Here is an 18,333-nt window from a genome sequence, read left to right on the forward strand (position 1 = left end):
CATGTGCGGTGCATCAGCGCCGCAACAAAGCCCTTCCCTTTAGGGAGGGGTTGGGGTAGGCCCCGCCTCTTTGACTCTTAGTCTCTTTGACTCTTAGTTCCCATGTAGGGTTGCATGTAGGGTTTGTGTAGGATTTTCGCTTCAAACCCTACACAGTACAACGTGCGGAGAATCAGAGAGATACGAAGAGGATGCAGGGGTTTGTGTAGGGTTTGCAGGATTTTTTGTTCGCTTATATTTATGTATGGTAGGTGCTGCGTGCCGGTGCATACGGTCTATCGTAAAGTTTATCCCTTCCCAACAGCACGCATTTTTAGGTAAAAAAAGACGAATCACACGAAATTAGCACACCTCACCACACGTTTGAGCCAAAAAGGGGGAGAGTTTTGCCGGATTGCTTTGGCGCACAGCGCAAAAAGGCATAACTTTGCACGGTTTTTAGATAATATCCCCTGACAAGCCACTCAAACTCATGGACTCAAAACTCAATAATAAAAATGGTCTGACCTCGCCCGAGGGAACGACCGAACATACCCCGAAAAAGAAAAAAAACGCACTCGTCGTCGGCATCATCGTTGTCGTCGTCCTTCTGCTCATCGGCGGAGGCGCAGGCTTCGTCGTTCTGAAAAACTCACAAAACGAAGGAGAACAGGAACTCTTCGAATCGCTGGAAGGCAACGAAAACCCTGAAGACTATCAGGCGTTTCTTGAAAAATATCCCGACGGCGACTATGCTCCCCTCGTGCAAAAGAAACTCCAAGCACTCCAAGACGCACTGGAGGACTGGAACCGCATCGCGCTCTCCGAACGTGCCTCTGATTTTGAGAAATTCAAAGAACTTCATCCCGACTACGCCGGCTTCGCCCATCGCTGCGATTTGAAGATTGACTCCCTGGACTTTGTCACCGCCCAAAAGGCTGGTACGCCCGAGGCGTTCGCCGCCTATCTTCAAAAACACCCCGAAGGACGCTACGCCTCAGAAGCTTCCATCGCAGAAAGCACTGTGAAAGAGGCAGAAGTGACACCGGAGTTGAAAGAAGAAATCATCGGTGTGCTGAACACTTTCTTCTCCGGTTTCCAAGAGCGCGACCAAGAGATGATTTGCTCCAACATCACCCCCAACATGACTCGCTTCCTCGGACAAACAAACGTTTCCAAAGCAAAGGTGCTCAGTACGATTGAAGGAATGTTCACCGAAGACATCGAGGCTGTGCGCTTCGTCGTGGGACGCGACGCCGAAGTTGAATGCGTTCCCGCCGCTGAAAAAGCAGAAGGAGAAAAGGAGTATAAAGTGACTTTCACCGTGGACCAATACATCGAACGCAACAACGAAGGTAAGACCTTCAGTACCTACAAAGGAGAAGCATTCCTCACCGCCGCCATGCTCATCCGCTCCCTCACGATGCAGGAACTCTCCAGAAAATGACGGCGCGACCTCTCCACGACTCTGAAATACAACCACACAATAAATACAAAAGAAAAATGCTGACCATCCACTCCTACGAAGAATTTGAACAACACTTGGGACAGGAACTCGGAAAATCCGACTGGCTGCAAGTGGACCAAGAACGCATCAATCTTTTTGCCGACGCCACCCTGGACCACCAGTGGATTCACGTAGATCCCGAAAGAGCCAAAGAAGGTCCCTTCGGACAAACCATCGTCCACGGCTATCTCACCCTCAGCCTTCTGCCCTACCTCTGGGAACAGGTCATCAAAGTCGAGAACATCAAGATGCTCGTGAACTACGGCATGGACAAGATGAAGTTCGGACAAGCCGTACTCTCCGGACAGAGCGTGCGCCTCGTCGCTAAACTCCACAACATCAGTAACCTCCGAGGCATCTGCAAGGTGGAGATTAAGTTTGACATTGAAATCAAAGACCAAAAGAAACCGGCACTCTCCGGCATCGCCACCTTCCTCTATCACTTCAACTGAGCCGCCGAGAGCCGCCAAAGCTAACGCCAACGCCCAATCATGACGCTCGAAGAAGGAGCCTATCTCACCATCCGAGAAGTCGGCAAAGGAATCTACACCGAAAGCCGTTCCAAATTCCTCGCCTTCGCCCACCCCGTGCGCAACGAGGAAGAAGCCACGGCAATCCTCGCCGACTATCGGCGTCGGTATCACGACGCGCGCCACGTTTGCTTTGCCTATGTCGTCGGCAGCGGACAAAACGCAGTCCAACGCAGTTCCGACGACGGCGAGCCCTCCGGAACCGCCGGTAAACCCATCCTCAACTGCATCCTCTCCCGAGAACTGCAACAAGTGGCTGTCATCGTGGTGAGATATTTCGGCGGAGTGAAACTCGGCACCGGACCGCTGGGAAAAGCCTATCGGACTGCCACACAGGAAGCCTTGGACAACACGGAAATCATCGTCCGACACCACACGCTCCCCCTTTCCTTCCACGTGACCTACGAAGACGCCGACAAAGCAGAAAGAGCACTGAAACTGGTGGAAGCGGAGGACATCCAACGAACCTACGGCGGAGAAAGCATCCGCTTTGACGCACAAATCATTTCCGGAAGGAAAACCACACTCGAAAGCGCCCTTGAAAACTTCTCCAAAGATTTCCGAGTCACGGAAACCGAGAAGTGAAAAACAAACGCGCAGAAGCCACCACGCTTGGCGCACGAAGGCGGACGAAAAAGTGAAAAATGAGGAGAGCCACTCCTTATTATATATAAGACATCAAATACGAAAAACGAAAAGTTTTCAAACCATGTACAGAAGTATTGACTGCGGAAGTCTCCGACTCGAGGACAAAGGCAAGAAGGTGACCCTCGCCGGCTGGGTTCAAAGAACCCGCAAAATGGGAGGCATGACCTTCATCGACTTGAGAGACAGATACGGCATCACACAGCTCGTATTCGACGAACAAAAAGACAAGGAACTGTTCGAAACCGCCAACAAAACCGGACGCGAATTTGTCATTCAAGTAGAAGGTGTCGTGGAGGAACGCTTCTCCAAAAATCCCAACCTTCCCACCGGAGACATTGAAATCATCGTCAGCAAATACACCCTGCTGAATCCCTCACTCACACCGCCTTTCACCATTGAAGAAAACACCGATGGCGGTGACGAGTTGAGAATGAAATACAGATACCTTGACATTCGCCGAGAAGCCGTTCGCAAAAACCTCGAACTGCGCCACAAGTTCTGCATCGCGGTCAGAAACTTCCTCGACAGCAAAGGCTTCCTCGAAATCGAAACGCCCGTGCTCATCGGCTCAACACCCGAAGGCGCAAGAGACTTCATCGTGCCCTCCCGAATGAACCAAGGACAGTTCTATGCCCTGCCCCAGAGTCCGCAGACACTCAAACAACTCCTCATGGTGGCAGGCATTGACCGATACTTCCAAATCGCCAAATGCTTCCGCGATGAAGACCTGCGCGCAGACCGCCAGCCGGAATTCACGCAGATTGACTGCGAAATGTCCTTCGTTGAACAAGAAGACATCCTTCAGACCTTCGAAGAGATGACAAAATACCTGTTCAAGGAAGTGCGCGGCGTGGACCTCGGCGAAAAGCCCTTCCTGCGCATGACCTGGCAAGAGGCGATGGAGAAATATGGTTCCGACAAACCCGACCTCCGCTTCGGAATGGAAATCCAAGAAGTCACCGAACTGCTGAAAGACAAAGGCGAGTTCAGCGTCTTCAATTCGGCTTCCTACATCGGCGGCATCGTGGCTGAAGGTTGTGGAAACTACTCCAGAAAACAAACCGACGAACTCACCAACTTCGTCAAGACACCACAAATCGGCGCACAAGGACTCCTCTGGGTCAAAATCGCAGAAGACGGCAGCACCAAATCCTCATTCGACAAATTCTACACCCCCGAACAGGTTGCCGCCCTCGCCGACAGCATGAACGCAAAACCCGGAGATCTCATCCTCATCCTCTGCGGAAGCGACGCCATGAAGACTCGCAAACAACTCTGCGAACTCCGCCTTGAAATGGGTAACCGCCTCGGTCTGAGAGACAAAAACAAATTCTCACTCCTCTGGGTCATTGACTTCCCGATGTTCGAGTGGAGCGACGAAGAGAACCGTTTGATGGCGATGCACCACCCCTTTACCTCTCCCCGCCCCCAGGACATTCCTCTTCTCAAAGACCATCCCGAGAAAGTCCTGGCAGACGCCTATGACATGGTCTGCAACGGCGTGGAAGTCGGCGGCGGCTCCATTCGAATCCATGACGCCGTTCTGCAAGCACAGATTTTCGACGTGCTCGGCTTCACCAAAGAACAGGCTGAAGCACAGTTCGGCTTCCTCATGAATGCCTTCAAATTCGGCGCACCACCTCACGGTGGACTCGCCTATGGTCTCGACCGCTGGGTTTCCCTCTTCGCCGGACTCGACAGCATCCGCGACTGCATCGCCTTCCCGAAAAACAATTCCGGACGCGACGTCATGCTTGACGCACCCTCCGAAGTCAGTCCCCAACAACTTGAGGAACTCGGCATCACGCTTGAAAAATCCGAATAAAAAACCTCCGAGAAGAGACTGAAGAAAGACAAAACTGAAAAAATCACAAGCAGGTTCGTCTTTATTCACAGAAAAATAGTAATTTTGCACCCGCTATGCAATGTAAAAGTCCCCTTCTCATCTGTCCCAAAGATGTGGCATCCGCCGGAAAGAGTCTTGAGATTCATCTGCAAGATGCCTTCTTCGCAGACCTGGAGCAAGAAGAAATCAAAGGAGGCGACTTGAAAGTAGTGCTTTCTGTGAAGAACACAGCGCCGGACTATTTTGACGTGAAACTTTCAGCGGAAGGCAGCGTCGTCACACTCTGTGACAGATGTCTCGAAGACCTTCAACTCGAAACCAAAGTCGAAGAAACACTGAAAGTCAAAGACGGAGAATGGGCAGAGAGCGATGACCCCGAAACCCTCTGCACCGAAGCCAACGGAAAAATAGACCTCAGTTGGAGCACCTACGAACTCATCTTCACCTCCCTCCCCGGAAAGAAGACGCACAGCATCGAAGAGTGCAACACGGAAGCAGTCAAATTCATCGCAGGTGAAATCTGACGCCAACAAGCACTCACAAAACAAAGACAATACAACAAAATCAAATAACATTTACAAAAATGGCACATCCTAAAAGAAGACAATCAAAGACCCGTACTCTCAAACGCAGAACCCACGATAAGGCAGTAGCCCCCACACTGGCAATCTGCCCGAACTGCGGCGCATGGCACATCTACCACACCGTATGCCCCACTTGCGGTTACTACCGTGGTAAACTCGCCATCGAAAAAGAAGTTGCAGAGTAAAAAACACTTCTCTTCCCGCCGACTGACACACAACTTCACAGAACGGAAAGGCGGGGAACATACAATCAAGTGATTCAACACAACAGTCAAGGAGCGGTGCGCTTCCGCCCCGTTCCTTGACTTTATTTTTAATTACTAAGCGACAAAACAACACGTCGCAGAAAGTGATTCTTCATGGAAAAAATCAACGCCATCATCACCGGAGTCGGAGGATATGTCCCCGAATACGTGCTCAACAACGAAGAACTCTCCAGAATGGTTGACACGAACGATGAATGGATTATGACCCGCATCGGAATCAAAGAACGCCGCATCCTCAACGAAGAAGGACTCGGAACCAGTTATATGGCTCGCAAAGCCGTGAGACAACTCCTTGAAAAAACAGGGACAGACCCTCAAGAAGTGGATTGCCTCATCATTGCTACCACCACACCGGACTACCATTTCCCCTCCACCTCCAGCATCGTCATCGGTAAGCTCGGAATGAAAAACGCCTTCGCCCTTGACATGCAGGCTGCGTGCAGCGGATTCCTCTTCGCCATGGACACGGCTGCAGGCATGATTCAAAGTGGAAGATACAAGAAAATCGTGGTTTGCGGTGCTGACAAAATGTCCTCCATCGTGGACTACACTGACCGAGCCACTTGTCCCATCTTCGGCGACGGCGCCGCCGCAGTGCTCGTGGAACCCAGCACAGAAGAAGGATTCGGATGGCAAGACAGCTTCCTGAGAACAGACGGAATGGGACTCCCCTTCCTCTGCCTCAAAGCCGGCGGCTCAGTGTGCTCTCCCTCCTACTTCACCATCGACCACCGCATGCACTACCTGCACCAAGAGGGACGCACCGTCTTCAAGTTCGCCGTCACCAACATGAGCAACGCTTGCACCATCGTTGCTGAACGCAACAACCTGAACAAAGACAACATCGACTGGATTGTGCCTCACCAGGCAAACGTCCGCATCATCGAAGCCGTGGCTGAAAGACTGGAAGTGCCCGAAGAAAAAGTGATGCTGAACATCCAGCGCTACGGCAACACCTCTGCCGGTACGCTGCCCCTCGCACTCTGGGACTACGAAAAGCAACTCAAGAAGGGCGACAACATCATCTTGACTGCCTTCGGCGCAGGCTTCACCTGGGGAGCTGCCTATCTCAAGTGGGCATACTAAAAAGATACGAACCTTCCGAAAAGTCATACACAACAAGGTCTTTGAGGGCAACAAAAGTCCTTGAAGACCTTGTGTTCAAAAACAAAAGCCACATCCTCACCACCACACCACATGGCAGATCAAAAGCACAAAGCCGGTTTTGTCAACATCGTCGGAAATCCCAACGTCGGGAAATCCACGCTGATGAACCTCTTCATGAAAGAGAGAATCTCCATCGCCACGTTCAAAGCGCAAACCACGCGACACAGAATCATGGGAATCCTCAACGAAGAAGACATGCAGATTGTCTTCTCCGACACACCGGGCGTGCTCAAACCTAACTACAAGTTGCAAGAGGAAATGATGGCTTTCTCCGTCTCAGCACTCCAAGACGCTGACGTACTGCTCTATGTCACCGATGTCATCGAAAAACCGGACAAGAACAACGACTTCATTGAAAAAGTGTCCAAAATGGACGTGCCGGTCTTGGTGCTCATCAACAAAATTGACCTGAGCAACCAAAAAGACTTGGAAACACTGGTCGAAACCTGGCACAACTGCCTCCCGAAAGCGGAAATCATTCCCATCTCCGCCAAAGTCAAGTTCAACACGGACGCCGTCATGACCCGAATCAAGGAACTGCTTCCGGAGTCCCAACCCTATTTCGGCAAAGACCAATGGACGGACAAACCGGCGCGCTTCTTCGTGACGGAAATCATTCGCGAGAAGATTTTGCTCTACTACGACAAAGAGATTCCCTACGCCGTCGAAGTCATTGTGGAGGAATACCACGAATCGGAGAAACAAATCCACATCAAATCGGTCATCTGCGTGGAAAGAGAAAGCCAAAAAGGAATCATCATCGGACACCAAGGCGTCGCTCTGAAACGAGTCTGCACCGAGGCGCGACGCACACTGGAGAAATTCTTTGAGAAAAAAATCTTCCTCGAGGTATTCGTCAAAGTCGATAAAGACTGGAGAAGCAACACTGCCCGCTTGAAGTCCTACGGGTACAAGTTGGACTAAAACGTTTCAGACTTCAAGTTTCAAGCTTCAAGTTACAATTACTCACCCCACAAAACATTGCACACGTGTCAAAATTAGTAGCTATAGTAGGACGGCCTAACGTCGGTAAATCCACCTTGTTCAATCGTCTGACCGGCACTCGTCAAGCCATCGTCAGCGAAGAGGCGGGCACAACCCGCGATCGCCAATATGGCAAGTGCGAATGGGGACACACCGAGTTCTCTCTCGTTGATACGGGCGGCTGGGTCGTGAACTCCGACGACATCTTTGAAGAAGAGATTTGCAAGCAGGTCATGCTCGCCACCGAGGAAGCAGACCTCATCCTTTTTGTCGTGGACGTCAAAAACGGCGTGACAGACCTCGACGAAGAGGTGGCAAAGATTCTGCGCGGAACGAAAGTGCCCGTCATTCTTTGCGCCAACAAAACGGACAATAATATTGAAAGATACGAAGCCGCTGAATTCTACAAACTCGGCATCGGAGACCCCTACTGCGTGTCTGCCGCCACAGGCAGCGGAACCGGTGAACTGCTGGACGTGATTTTGGAGACCATCGGAAAAGAACAAGAGGACTCCGAATTTGACGACCTGCCGAAATTTGCCGTGGTCGGAAGACCGAACGCAGGAAAAAGCAGCATCATCAACGCCTTCCTCGGCGAGGACAGAAACATCGTCACCGACATCGCCGGAACAACCCGCGACAGCATCCTCACCCGCTACAACAAATTCGGGTTTGACTTCTACATCGTCGATACCGCCGGCATCAGACGCAAGAACAAAGTGACGGAAAACTTGGAGTTCTACTCCGTCATGAGAGCCATCCGCTCCATCGAATACTCTGACGTTTGCATCCTCATGCTTGATGCCACACGAGGAATTGAAGGACAGGACCTCAACATTTTGCAAATCATCCAAAAGAACCAGAAGAGCCTTGTCGTCGCAGTCAACAAATGGGACCTCGTCGAAGACAAGTCTAAGGAAGCCATTGCTCACTATGAGAACACGATTCGCCAACGTCTCGCACCCTTCACGGACTTCCCCATCATCTTCACATCCGCGCTGACGAAACAACGCATCTTCAAGGTCATCGAAACCGCAAAAGACGTCTATCTCAGCAGAAAGAACCACGTCAGCACCTCAAAACTGAACGAAGAGATGCTGCCGCTCATTGAAGCCTATCCCCCACCCTCCATCAAGGGCAAATACATTAAGATTAAGTACTGCTCACAACTGCCGAACACGCAGATTCCGACGTTCATCTTCTACGCCAACCTGCCGCAGTATGTCAAAGAGCCCTACAAGCGCTTCCTCGAGAACAAGATCCGTGAGCGCTGGAACTTCACGGGTACGCCGATTCAGATTTTCATCCGTCAGAAGTGATTTTTCCTTTTTCCGAACTCCTATTTTCTCATTCATCCATGCTTCACTTTTTCCGTAAGCAAAGAACTTTCCGTCCGGCGCGGGCTGTGGCACAAGCCATGCTGCTCGGCGTCATCCTTTCCTTGGCAAGTTGCGGTAGCCGCTCCGATGCTGCGGAGGCAGAAAACCCAAACGGTTTCTCCGACGAGCAGGCTACGCAATATTATATGCTACGTGCGAACGGTCAGTTTGACGCATACGTGGCTGCCATGCAGTCCTGTGACAGCACGACCGAAGCCTATCGCTCGCAAATGGCGCGACTCTTGAAGCACCACGAGGCGCAGATTCTTCAGACCAAAGGCGGCACAACCGGCGCTGAGGTGCTGCGGAAGTTTTTCCACAAAAACGGAACCGTGGCAGTGGTCTTCCTCAACGTGACCTTCAAAGACGGATCCTCCGAGGAAGTCATCCAAACCATGGTCTTCGACGGAGAGAACTGGAGACTGAAATAACGCCGACGCCCTGCCATTTGGCACATATCTTATAGAAATCAAGCGGAATGGGCGGTGTGTCATAATAGCCAATCTGCTTCGTTGCTATCGGATTCGGGTTTGGTCATGTACTTCAGTACACTCCCTGCACCCTCATCCTCAGCGCCTTGCATCTTAGCCATTCTGACGCACCTTCGAGGGTGAAGCCAAAATGTGCATTTTGACACACCCTCATTTTATAGAAATCAAAGTGAATGCCGTGCCTTTTGGCACGGCATTTGCTATAGTTTTCACGAAACTTTTAAAACACCAAACAAATGAATCAGAAAGGTAATATCGGAATTACAACCGAAAACATTTTCCCCGTCATCAAGAAATTCCTCTACAGTGACCACGAAATCTTCCTTCGCGAAATCGTCAGCAACGCTGTGGATGCCACCCAGAAACTGAAAACGCTTGCCATGAAAGGTGAGTTTAAAGGTGAACTGGGCGACTTGACCGTGCGCGTCAGCATTGACAAAGAAGCGGGCACGCTGACCATCAGTGACCGAGGCATCGGCATGACCGCAGAAGAGATTGACCGCTACATCAACCAAATCGCCTTCTCCGGCGCCAATGATTTCTTGGAGAAATATAAGGAGGACGCAGCTGCCATCATCGGTCACTTCGGCTTGGGCTTCTACTCTTCCTTCATGGTTGCCGACCGCGTGGACATTCTGACTCACAGCTATCGCGAGGAAAGCCACGGTGTCAAATGGACCTGCGACGGCTCACCCGCCTTTGAAATTTCTGACTGCGAGAAAGAAGACCGTGGCACCGACATCGTCCTTCACATCAGCGAAGACTGCAAAGAGTTCCTCGAAAAGAACAAGATTCAGGAACTGCTGAGAAAATATTGCCGCTTCCTTCCCATTGAAATCGCCTTCGGCAAAAAAACGGAATGGAAAGACGGAAAAGAGGTGGACACGGACAAGGACAACATCATCAACGACCCGAATCCGCTTTGGACAAAACAACCTTCTTCGCTCAAAGACGAAGACTACACCAAGTTCTATCGCGACCTCTACCCCATGTCCGACGAGCCGCTCTTCTGGATTCACCTCAACGTGGACTATCCCTTCCACCTGACCGGCGTGCTCTATTTCCCGCGCATCAAGAACAACATTGACATCCACCGCAACAAGATTCAACTCTACTGCAATCAGGTCTTCGTCACCGACCAAGTGGAGAACATCGTGCCGGACTTCCTCACCTTGCTCCACGGCGTCATCGACTCTCCGGACATCCCGCTGAACGTCAGCCGTAGTTACCTCCAGAGCGACAGCAACGTGAAGAAGATTTCCACCTACATCACCAAAAAAGTCGCAGATCGTCTCCAGTCCATCTTCAAATCTGACAGAAAAGACTTTGAAAGCAAGTGGGAAGACCTCAAACTCTTCATCCACTACGGCATGCTCTCGCAGGAAGACTTCTACGAAAAAGCAAAGAACTTCTCGCTCTTCACCGACGTCAAAGGGGCTCACTTCACCTACGACGAATATCGCGACCTCATCAAAGCGCAGCAGACTGACAAGGACGGAAACCTCATCTATCTCTACGCCACAGACAAAGAGGAACAATACACCTACATAGAAGCTGCCGAAGCAAAAGGCTACAGCGTGCTCCTCCTGGACGGACAACTTGACACCGCCATGGTCGGACTCTTGGAACAGAAGTTTGAAAAATCTCGTTTCACCCGCGTGGACAGCGATGTCATTGACCGACTCATTGTCAAAGAAGAGAAGAAAGACACCGTCGTTTCCGAAGCAGACAGCAGAAACCTGAGCGGAATCTTCACCGCAGAACTTCCGAAAATCGACAAGGCGGAATTCCACGTTGAAACTGCCGCACTCGGCGAAGAAGCTTCTCCCGTCATGATTACGCAGAGCGAATACATGCGCCGAATGAAAGACATGAGCAAGTTCCAGCAAGGAATGTCGTTCTACGGAGAAATGCCGGACATGTATAACCTCGTGCTCAACGCTGACCACAAACTCGTCAAGGAAGTTTTGGAAGACATGAACCAGAACTTGAGCGAAAAGCTTCAACCCATTGAAAATGAAATCAAAGGATTGGAGGCACGCCGCGACGCTTTGCACGCCGCTCAGAAGGACAAAAAGTATGACGAACTGACCGACGACGACAAAGAACAGAACAAACAGGTGGATGAAGCACTCGCCGCTCAAGAGGACGCTCGCAAAGAAGTTTGGGCGAACTACGGCAAACAGAATCCCATCGTTCCGCAGCTCATCGACCTTGCCCTGCTCCAGAACGGACTGCTCCGCGGAGAAGCTCTCAGCAAGTTCATCCGCCGAAGCGTGGATTTGATTAAGGGGTGAAGCAGACCGCATTCCACAAGACAAACTAAGCCTGAAAGGCGTGCTCGGAGAAATCCGTGAGCACGCCTTTTTTCTACTCCGAAAACGCAACCTGCCCACATCGAAAATCCGTTCATGCCGGAATATGTATCTCACGTAAAAAAAGAAAGAATCTCAAGCAGAGCAAATCATTGAATGGCATGCTTTTTGCGAGATACTTAGTGCCGGCAAAATTTTCCTTAAACCTTCACTGAAAAACATCAAAATGAGAATTTATTTATCCCTCATCGCATCTTGAGATGCACAACCGTAAGTGACAAATTAAAGAATCAACAACCACTTAATTAGAAAAACAATGGAGACTACAATTGATTCAATCATTATACTTGTTATTATATTCGTCGGAGCAGTAATGATGAACAAGGCGGAGAGTTATACTACATGGAAAAAGAGAAAGAAAAAGGAAGAGGAGGAGAGAGACTATGAATTAGAATTTTTAAGGGCGTTCCATGAAAGTATAGACAAAACCGGACCTATGAAGAAGGTCCTGCAGGAACTTGGCTACCAGCCTAAATTCTGTAATAACAATACGCTCATCGCGAGATATCAAGGAGAGAATGTTAAAATACAAATTGAATACGCATCTCAATCCACCATAATAAGTTTGAATAAAACCATGTGGATGAATTTTGAGACGCAAACGCCCAATCTACCCAGATTCATTGGTTCCTTCAATAAGGAAAACTACCGCATTAGAACGAACGTCGTTTATACGGAACCGAATGAAGACGATTTGATCGGTTGTCAGTGCAAATGTTATTTTGTCTTTCCCTCGACAGATCTTGAAAATGGAGAAATCGTGAGAAAGATATTTGAAGATTACTTTAAGATTAAGGAAGTCGTACGCGATCAGCTCTCTCAACAAGTAACGAGGGAAAAGTCGGAAAGCAATACGATTCACTCAACGTCTTCAAATCTTAGCAAGAAGAAAAGTGAAGAAGTTGATAATACCATTGATATCAAAAAGATATTAGAATCGCAAAAGCCAATTGAATCGCAAAAGCCATCAGAACCACAAGCGTGAGTTTGCGCTTTTTGCATGCCGGAAGTACCGGTCGGCACAACGCAACAAGATTGCAGAAAACACAAAAGAGACTGCCTTTCGGACAGTCTCTTTTGCGTACACTCTCAGGGGTTCGAACCCTGGACCCACTGATTAAGAGTCAGTTGCTCTACCAACTGAGCTAAGAGTGCAAAAAAGCGGAGTACACTCTCAGGGGTTCGAACCCTGGACCCACTGATTAAGAGTCAGTTGCTCTACCAACTGAGCTAAGAGTGCAGATGTGCATTTCTTTTTTGCGAGTGCAAAAGTATCATTTCCTTTCGTTCTGACCAAACAATCCCGCAGTTTTTTTCGCGAAACGCCCCACAAAGCGTCCCTTTTCATCACCCGCCGTCCATCATCCACCACCCCAATTGCACCAAACGCTGCACGCCGCAAGGAGGTGTGTTCAGAGGGCAAAGCGGCGAATCACAGAGAAAAATGAGGATTTTCTGAGAAGAATCACAGAAAGAATGACCGCAAGAAGACTCAGACCGAAGAAAACGCCTTTAAAACTTTGATTTTACCAACCCAAAAACGTAACTTCGCAGCGTAAACGTACTAACTCTCATATTAAACATATTTCATTATGACAATTGACACTTGTGATTTCAAGGGTAAGAAAGTGATTGTCCGCGTGGACTTCAACGTACCCTTAGACGAGAACGGAAAAATCACCGATGACACCCGCATCCGTGGCGCACTGCCCACCCTCAAGAAAGTGCTGGCAGACGGTGGCGCACTCATCATCATGAGCCACATGGGAAAACCCAAAGGCAAAGTGAACGCCAAGTTCTCTCTCAGCCAAATCGTGGACGCCGTGAGCGAAAAACTCGGTGTGAAAGTGCAATTCGCTCCCGACTGCGCAAAAGCTGCTGACGCTGCCGCAGCGCTGAAGAGCGGCGATGTGCTTCTGCTTGAAAACCTCCGCTTCTACCCCGAAGAGGAAGGCAAACCCGTCGGCATCGACAAGGCTGACCCCGCCTATGACGAAGCAAAGAAGGCAATGAAAGAAAGTCAGAAAAAGTTCGCTGCCACTTTGGCATCCTACGCTGACATCTACATCAACGACGCCTTCGGCACAGCTCACCGCAAACACGCTTCCACCGCTGTCATCGCTGACTCCTTCGACGCTGACCACAAGATGCTCGGCTATCTCATGGAGAAAGAAGTGCAGGCTGTGGACAACGTGCTCAGCAACATCAAGCGTCCCTTCACCGCCATCATGGGTGGCTCCAAAGTTTCCACCAAGATTGGCATCATCGAAAACCTCATGGACAAGGTGGACAACCTCATCCTCTGCGGCGGCATGACCTACACCTTCGCAAAAGCCATGGGCGGCAAGATTGGTACTTCCATCTGCGAGGACGACAAACTTGACCTGGCTCTCGACATCATGGCAAAGGCAAAAGCCAAGGGCGTGAACCTCGTGCTCGGCACTGACTGCGTGGCTGGCGACGCCTTCTCAAATGATGCCAACCAGCAGATTGTTCCTGCCAACGACATTCCCGACGGATGGGAAGGCATGGATGCCGGTCCCGAAACCCGCAAGCTCTTCGCAGCAGCCATTGAAGATGCCAAGACCATTCTCTGGAACGGTCCTGCCGGCGTCTTTGAGTTTGACAACTTCACCGGCGGCTCTCGTGCCATCGCTGAAGCCATCGCAAAAGCCACTGCCAACGGTGCCTTCTCTCTGATTGGCGGCGGTGACTCCGTGGCTTGCATCAACAAGTTCGGAATGGCTGACAAAGTTTCCTACATCTCCACCGGTGGCGGTGCTCTGCTCGAAGCCATTGAAGGAAAAGTTCTCCCCGGCATCGCTGCCATCAAGGGTTGAACTCCGCTCTTGAAGGGGGTGTTCCATAAATTTGGCTGAATTCTTAGAGAAGAACACACCCTAAAGTGAAATCATTTATGAATTGACATTGACGGAGTCAGACATTTCAAGCTTAGCCTGAAATCGTCTGACTCCTTTTGAAACTACTGATGAGACTTCTTTCCTTCCTCTTCGCCTTGGGCATGCTCCTTTCTGCCTGCACCGGCGAATCTTCAAAATCCTCAAACGAAAACTCCGACGGTGCAACCGCCGATTCACTGCCCGCGCCCAAAGACACACTACGCCTTGTCCTCTCCCCCAACCACGATTGCTTTCCGATTTATGTGGCTGAACGCAGCGGCATCTTTCGCCAACTTGGCTTGAAAGTGGAGATTCGTTCCTGCGCTTCGCAACTTGAATGCGACCAAACACTGGCAACGGGAAAAATCGATGGCGGATGGACCGATGAGGTGCGCCTCTCCCACACCCCACAGATACGAGGCTACGTCACCGTCCTGCCGGGCAAGGCGGAATGGACGCTTTTCGCCAACCGCACGCTGCGAGTGAAAAAAACACAGAAACTGAAGGCGAAAATCGTGGTCATCTCACGCCTCTCCGCCGAAGAGCAGTGGCTGGAACACGCACTGAAAGAAGGAAAACTGACAAGGAAAGACATCTACACACCACAAATCAACAGCCACGCGCTGCGCTTGTCCATGCTGAACGCCGGACAGATTGATGCAGCCATGCTGACCTGGCCCTATTCCGTCGCTGCGGAGAAAGCGGGACACCACAAACTCTTCCAGTCCGTCCCCAACGAAAAACCCGCCGGCTGCCTCCTCCTGAAAGAAAGTCTGACGAAAAAAGATTCAAAGAAAAAGGAACTGCTCCTCAAAGGCATCCGCATGGCGAACGACTCTGTGAAAAAGAAAGGACTGAAGCACTACAATCACATCTTGGAAAAAGACTATCAAATCTCGCTGCCCTAAGTAATATGAAAATAATAAGTTGCGTCAGATTTGAATGACATTTTCGAGGTCAGATTTTCACCCGAAGAAGGAGCATAGCCGTAGCTATGTGACTGATGAGGGAGGAAATAGGAACCGAAAACATTTTCAAAGATGATGCAGGTTATTTTTTGAGGATTACTAAGTTCTCCCCTCTTACCCTCTTGAACAGCGGCAAAGCCGCGCTGAACCCTTGCGGCACAGCCACTCTTGCTCCTTTTCGACCGAAGCGTCCGCCACCTTTTTTGACCATTTTGCCCATTCTCCCCAATGTCCACTCATCAATATTTGCTGTCCGACGCCCAGCAACACCTCACCGCACGACGTCTCTTCCCCGCGCTACAAACACTCCACGGAGCAGCCATCATGCTCAAAAACGGAGAAATCGCCGAACTCATTCAACGGGCAGAAGAAGACTATCGTCTCATGCTCAACTATCTGACCCAAGGGGTGGAAGACCCGGAACGCTCCGCGCTCTATCAGCGTCTGTTCCAGGCGGCGCAGATGTGGCACTCGGAACTCAGTCGCGAAGGTTTGCTCCAAGACGAACCTGATTCGTTCTTCGTCATCACCCACAAAACGTTGCACGCTGCAGACTGCGGCGTCGCCTCGCGCACGGCATTTCTTTCCGAGAAGGTACTACGCGCAGACTTGACGCTGCAGGACCTCCCGACGTTGTTCGACGCGCTTTGGACTGCGCCCCTGCTGAACAAGGAACTCTGCGAAGAAATGGAAACGTGGATGCAGAAAAATGACAAAGAAGAGGACGTTCATGTGAGGTGCGTGGCACTTTCCGCGCTCACGCTCAGCAGCATGCAATTCTTCGACATCTTCAAATGGAAACTTCTGCTTCGGCTCGCCACCCACGACGACCCACGTCTCAGAGTGCGTGCCCTCTTCGGTTGGACATGCTCCACCCTCATTCACGCCGACAAACTGTCATTCTTCCCGAAAGAACTTGAAGCCTGCCGAGAACTTCTGACGGACAGTCAGTTCAGCGAGGAAACCGATGCACTGCAAACGGCACTCTTGCTCACCCTCGAAACCACAAAAATCGAAAAAGACTTGCAAGAGAACATCATTCCGCAAATGATGAAGCATTCGAAGCAGTTACGCACGGACCGCTCACTCGGATTGGACGACATTGAGGAGCAATTTGCGGAAGTCGAAATGAATCCGGACTGGACTGACGAGAATCAGAGTGAACTGAAAGAGAAAATGAAACATTTCCTGGATCTGCAAGGCAGAGGCGCAGACCTCTACATGGGCTCCTTCAAAATGTTGAAAACACGATTCCCCTTCTTCCACAAAGCCGCAAACTGGTTCGTCCCCTTCACCAAATTCCATCCGGAAATCAATCAAGAGTCAGAGAGTAACCCGCTGGTGCAGATGATGTTGCACAGCGCCGGTCTCTGCGATTCGGACAAATATTCCATCTGTCTCATGTCGGAAAAACTCGGGAACAGCTTGCCCAACGGAATTTCACAAAAAATCGGCGAACGACTTCAAATGAGCGACATGCCCATTCCGGAAGAAAAAGAAAAAACGCTGGAAGAAGAACTGCGCTCCTATATCCAAAGTTTCTATCGTTTCAGCCAAATCTTCATCCACAGAAACGCCTTCCCCAATCCGTTCAAACAGGACCTCCTTTTCGCCGACTGCAAAGCACTGAAACCTTGGGCAGAAGACTGCACACGATTGAAGCGATGGGCGGACTATGTCTTCCAATTCAAGAACTACGCCATGGCGCTTGCGCTCTACGAACGCATTCCTTCTGCCGACCGCGACGCGGAGATTCTGATGCACCGAGCCTACTGCTTGGAATGTATGCACCGCTTGGAGGAAGCACGCAACGCCTACGCCGAGGCAAGACATCTGGCGCCGGAATCTTCCTGGGCACTGGACCGATGGGCAAACTGCTGCCGACAAACGGGAGCCTACGAAGAAGCCTTTGAACTCTACTCCGAACTGGAAAAAGAACTACCGGAAGACGCCGCGGTGGCAATGAAACAGGCGGAGTGCCTCCTGCGACTCCAGCGCGAAGCAGAAGCACTGCCCTTCCTCTTCAAAGCGGAATGGCTCAAACCGGACGTACTGCTGACACACCGCGCCATCGCCTGGTGCTCACTGCTGCTTGGAAAATATGACCAGGCTGAAAAATACTATCAAAAGATTCTTCAAACGCCCAAGCACTCCGCCACCGACTGGCTGAACGCCGGACACACCGCACTGCTCACGGGAAGAATCGAAGAGGCGGTCACACGCTACAAAAAAGCGGTGACACAAAAAACGAATGGCACAGGAAAGACGGACGAAACAGGAACAACCACCTCCACGCCCTACGATTTTCTGACCGAGGACGAGCCGCTCCTGCTCCGCGCCGGAATCTCGCCCGAATTGATTCACATGGTGACCGACTGCGTGTTGCTGTGAGAAAGCTTTTGGGAGTCACCCTGCTTTAAAGGCACAAACAGAAAGTCATGATTACGCCTCAAAGCGGGACTGCTCGGATTTCACGTCTGAGCAGTCCCGCTTTGGTGAGACCTGGCAGGAACAGAGACCGAGCCGGTTCATGCAGGAGTTTTCAAAAAAGACAATGCTGCTTATGCTTTTACGTGCCGTGACTACGATTTTTCTTAGGCTTCGTCACGCCTTCCTTAGGCTCCGTTATTTTTTTCTTATATTGCTGTCCGGTAAAACTTTTTGAGACGATTAAAATTAGGGCTGAGTACCTCGCTTGGTATTCAGCCC

The 18,333-nt window shown here is 50.5% G+C and carries 15 protein-coding genes and 2 tRNA genes; 15 read left to right on the forward strand and 2 right to left on the reverse strand.

The genetic code is table 11. From position 1 onward, the window contains the following. The first annotated feature begins 472 nt into the window (after nucleotides 1–472). From I6E40_RS08900 to I6E40_RS08955, 12 genes are all read left to right on the forward strand, one after another. Nucleotides 473–1,426 carry a hypothetical protein gene (locus I6E40_RS08900; RefSeq protein WP_235386691.1) on the forward strand — a complete coding sequence of 318 codons (954 nt, stop codon included), beginning with the start codon at nucleotides 473–475 and terminating at the stop codon, nucleotides 1,424–1,426. A 56-nt stretch (nucleotides 1,427–1,482) separates the two neighbouring features. Further along, complete coding sequence (locus tag I6E40_RS08905) at nucleotides 1,483–1,938, forward strand: MaoC family dehydratase (protein ID WP_235386692.1); 456 nt, start codon at nucleotides 1,483–1,485, stop codon at nucleotides 1,936–1,938. A 39-nt stretch (nucleotides 1,939–1,977) separates the two neighbouring features. Further along, nucleotides 1,978–2,601 carry an IMPACT family protein gene (locus I6E40_RS08910; protein WP_235386693.1) on the forward strand — a complete coding sequence of 208 codons (624 nt, stop codon included), beginning with the start codon at nucleotides 1,978–1,980 and terminating at the stop codon, nucleotides 2,599–2,601. A gap of 124 nt (nucleotides 2,602–2,725) precedes the next feature. Next, a complete protein-coding gene (aspS, locus tag I6E40_RS08915) occupies nucleotides 2,726–4,489 on the forward strand; it encodes an aspartate--tRNA ligase (protein WP_235386694.1) in 1,764 nt (587 codons plus the stop codon). 95 nt (nucleotides 4,490–4,584) lie between these two features. Continuing rightward, nucleotides 4,585–5,034 (forward strand): YceD family protein, encoded by a 450-nt coding sequence (locus I6E40_RS08920; protein WP_235386695.1) that lies wholly within the window; start codon nucleotides 4,585–4,587, stop codon nucleotides 5,032–5,034. A 59-nt stretch (nucleotides 5,035–5,093) separates the two neighbouring features. Beyond that, the gene (gene rpmF / locus I6E40_RS08925) at nucleotides 5,094–5,279 is read left to right on the forward strand and encodes a 50S ribosomal protein L32 (protein WP_235386696.1); all 186 of its coding nucleotides are present in this window, start codon (nucleotides 5,094–5,096) and stop codon (nucleotides 5,277–5,279) included. 174 nt (nucleotides 5,280–5,453) lie between these two features. Next, nucleotides 5,454–6,446 carry a beta-ketoacyl-ACP synthase III gene (locus I6E40_RS08930; RefSeq protein ID WP_235386697.1) on the forward strand — a complete coding sequence of 331 codons (993 nt, stop codon included), beginning with the start codon at nucleotides 5,454–5,456 and terminating at the stop codon, nucleotides 6,444–6,446. 111 nt (nucleotides 6,447–6,557) lie between these two features. Continuing rightward, the gene (gene era / locus I6E40_RS08935) at nucleotides 6,558–7,451 is read left to right on the forward strand and encodes a GTPase Era (protein ID WP_235386698.1); all 894 of its coding nucleotides are present in this window, start codon (nucleotides 6,558–6,560) and stop codon (nucleotides 7,449–7,451) included. Between the two features lie 65 nt (nucleotides 7,452–7,516). Then, a complete protein-coding gene (gene der / locus I6E40_RS08940; RefSeq protein ID WP_235386699.1) occupies nucleotides 7,517–8,830 on the forward strand; it encodes a ribosome biogenesis GTPase Der in 1,314 nt (437 codons plus the stop codon). Between the two features lie 38 nt (nucleotides 8,831–8,868). Then, nucleotides 8,869–9,321 (forward strand): hypothetical protein, encoded by a 453-nt coding sequence (locus tag I6E40_RS08945; protein WP_235386700.1) that lies wholly within the window; start codon nucleotides 8,869–8,871, stop codon nucleotides 9,319–9,321. Nucleotides 9,322–9,617: 296 nt separating this feature from the next. Next, a complete protein-coding gene (gene htpG / locus I6E40_RS08950; RefSeq protein ID WP_235386701.1) occupies nucleotides 9,618–11,678 on the forward strand; it encodes a molecular chaperone HtpG in 2,061 nt (686 codons plus the stop codon). Nucleotides 11,679–12,012: 334 nt separating this feature from the next. After that, nucleotides 12,013–12,741, forward strand: a complete 729-nt coding sequence (locus I6E40_RS08955) for a hypothetical protein (protein ID WP_235386702.1) — start codon at nucleotides 12,013–12,015, stop codon at nucleotides 12,739–12,741. Between the two features lie 97 nt (nucleotides 12,742–12,838). Here the strand turns inward: I6E40_RS08955 and I6E40_RS08960 are convergent. Beyond that, nucleotides 12,839–12,911, reverse strand: a tRNA-Lys gene (locus I6E40_RS08960). A gap of 12 nt (nucleotides 12,912–12,923) precedes the next feature. Continuing rightward, nucleotides 12,924–12,996, reverse strand: a tRNA-Lys gene (locus tag I6E40_RS08965). A 352-nt stretch (nucleotides 12,997–13,348) separates the two neighbouring features. On the opposite strand from I6E40_RS08965, the gene I6E40_RS08970 reads away from it, so the two are divergent. The 3 genes from I6E40_RS08970 (at nucleotide 13,349) to I6E40_RS08980 (ending at nucleotide 18,015) form a co-directional block, all read left to right on the forward strand. Further along, entirely contained in the window at nucleotides 13,349–14,596 is a 1,248-nt protein-coding gene (locus I6E40_RS08970; RefSeq protein ID WP_235386703.1) for a phosphoglycerate kinase, read from the forward strand. A gap of 149 nt (nucleotides 14,597–14,745) precedes the next feature. Next, nucleotides 14,746–15,564, forward strand: a complete 819-nt coding sequence (locus I6E40_RS08975; protein ID WP_235386704.1) for an ABC transporter substrate-binding protein — start codon at nucleotides 14,746–14,748, stop codon at nucleotides 15,562–15,564. A gap of 288 nt (nucleotides 15,565–15,852) precedes the next feature. After that, nucleotides 15,853–18,015, forward strand: coding sequence for a tetratricopeptide repeat protein (locus tag I6E40_RS08980; protein WP_235386705.1), 2,163 nt, complete (start codon nucleotides 15,853–15,855; stop codon nucleotides 18,013–18,015). The last annotated feature ends 318 nt before the right edge of the window (nucleotides 18,016–18,333 follow it).

This window comes from Prevotellamassilia timonensis (assembly GCF_021531665.1).
Taxonomy (GTDB): domain Bacteria; phylum Bacteroidota; class Bacteroidia; order Bacteroidales; family Bacteroidaceae; genus Alloprevotella.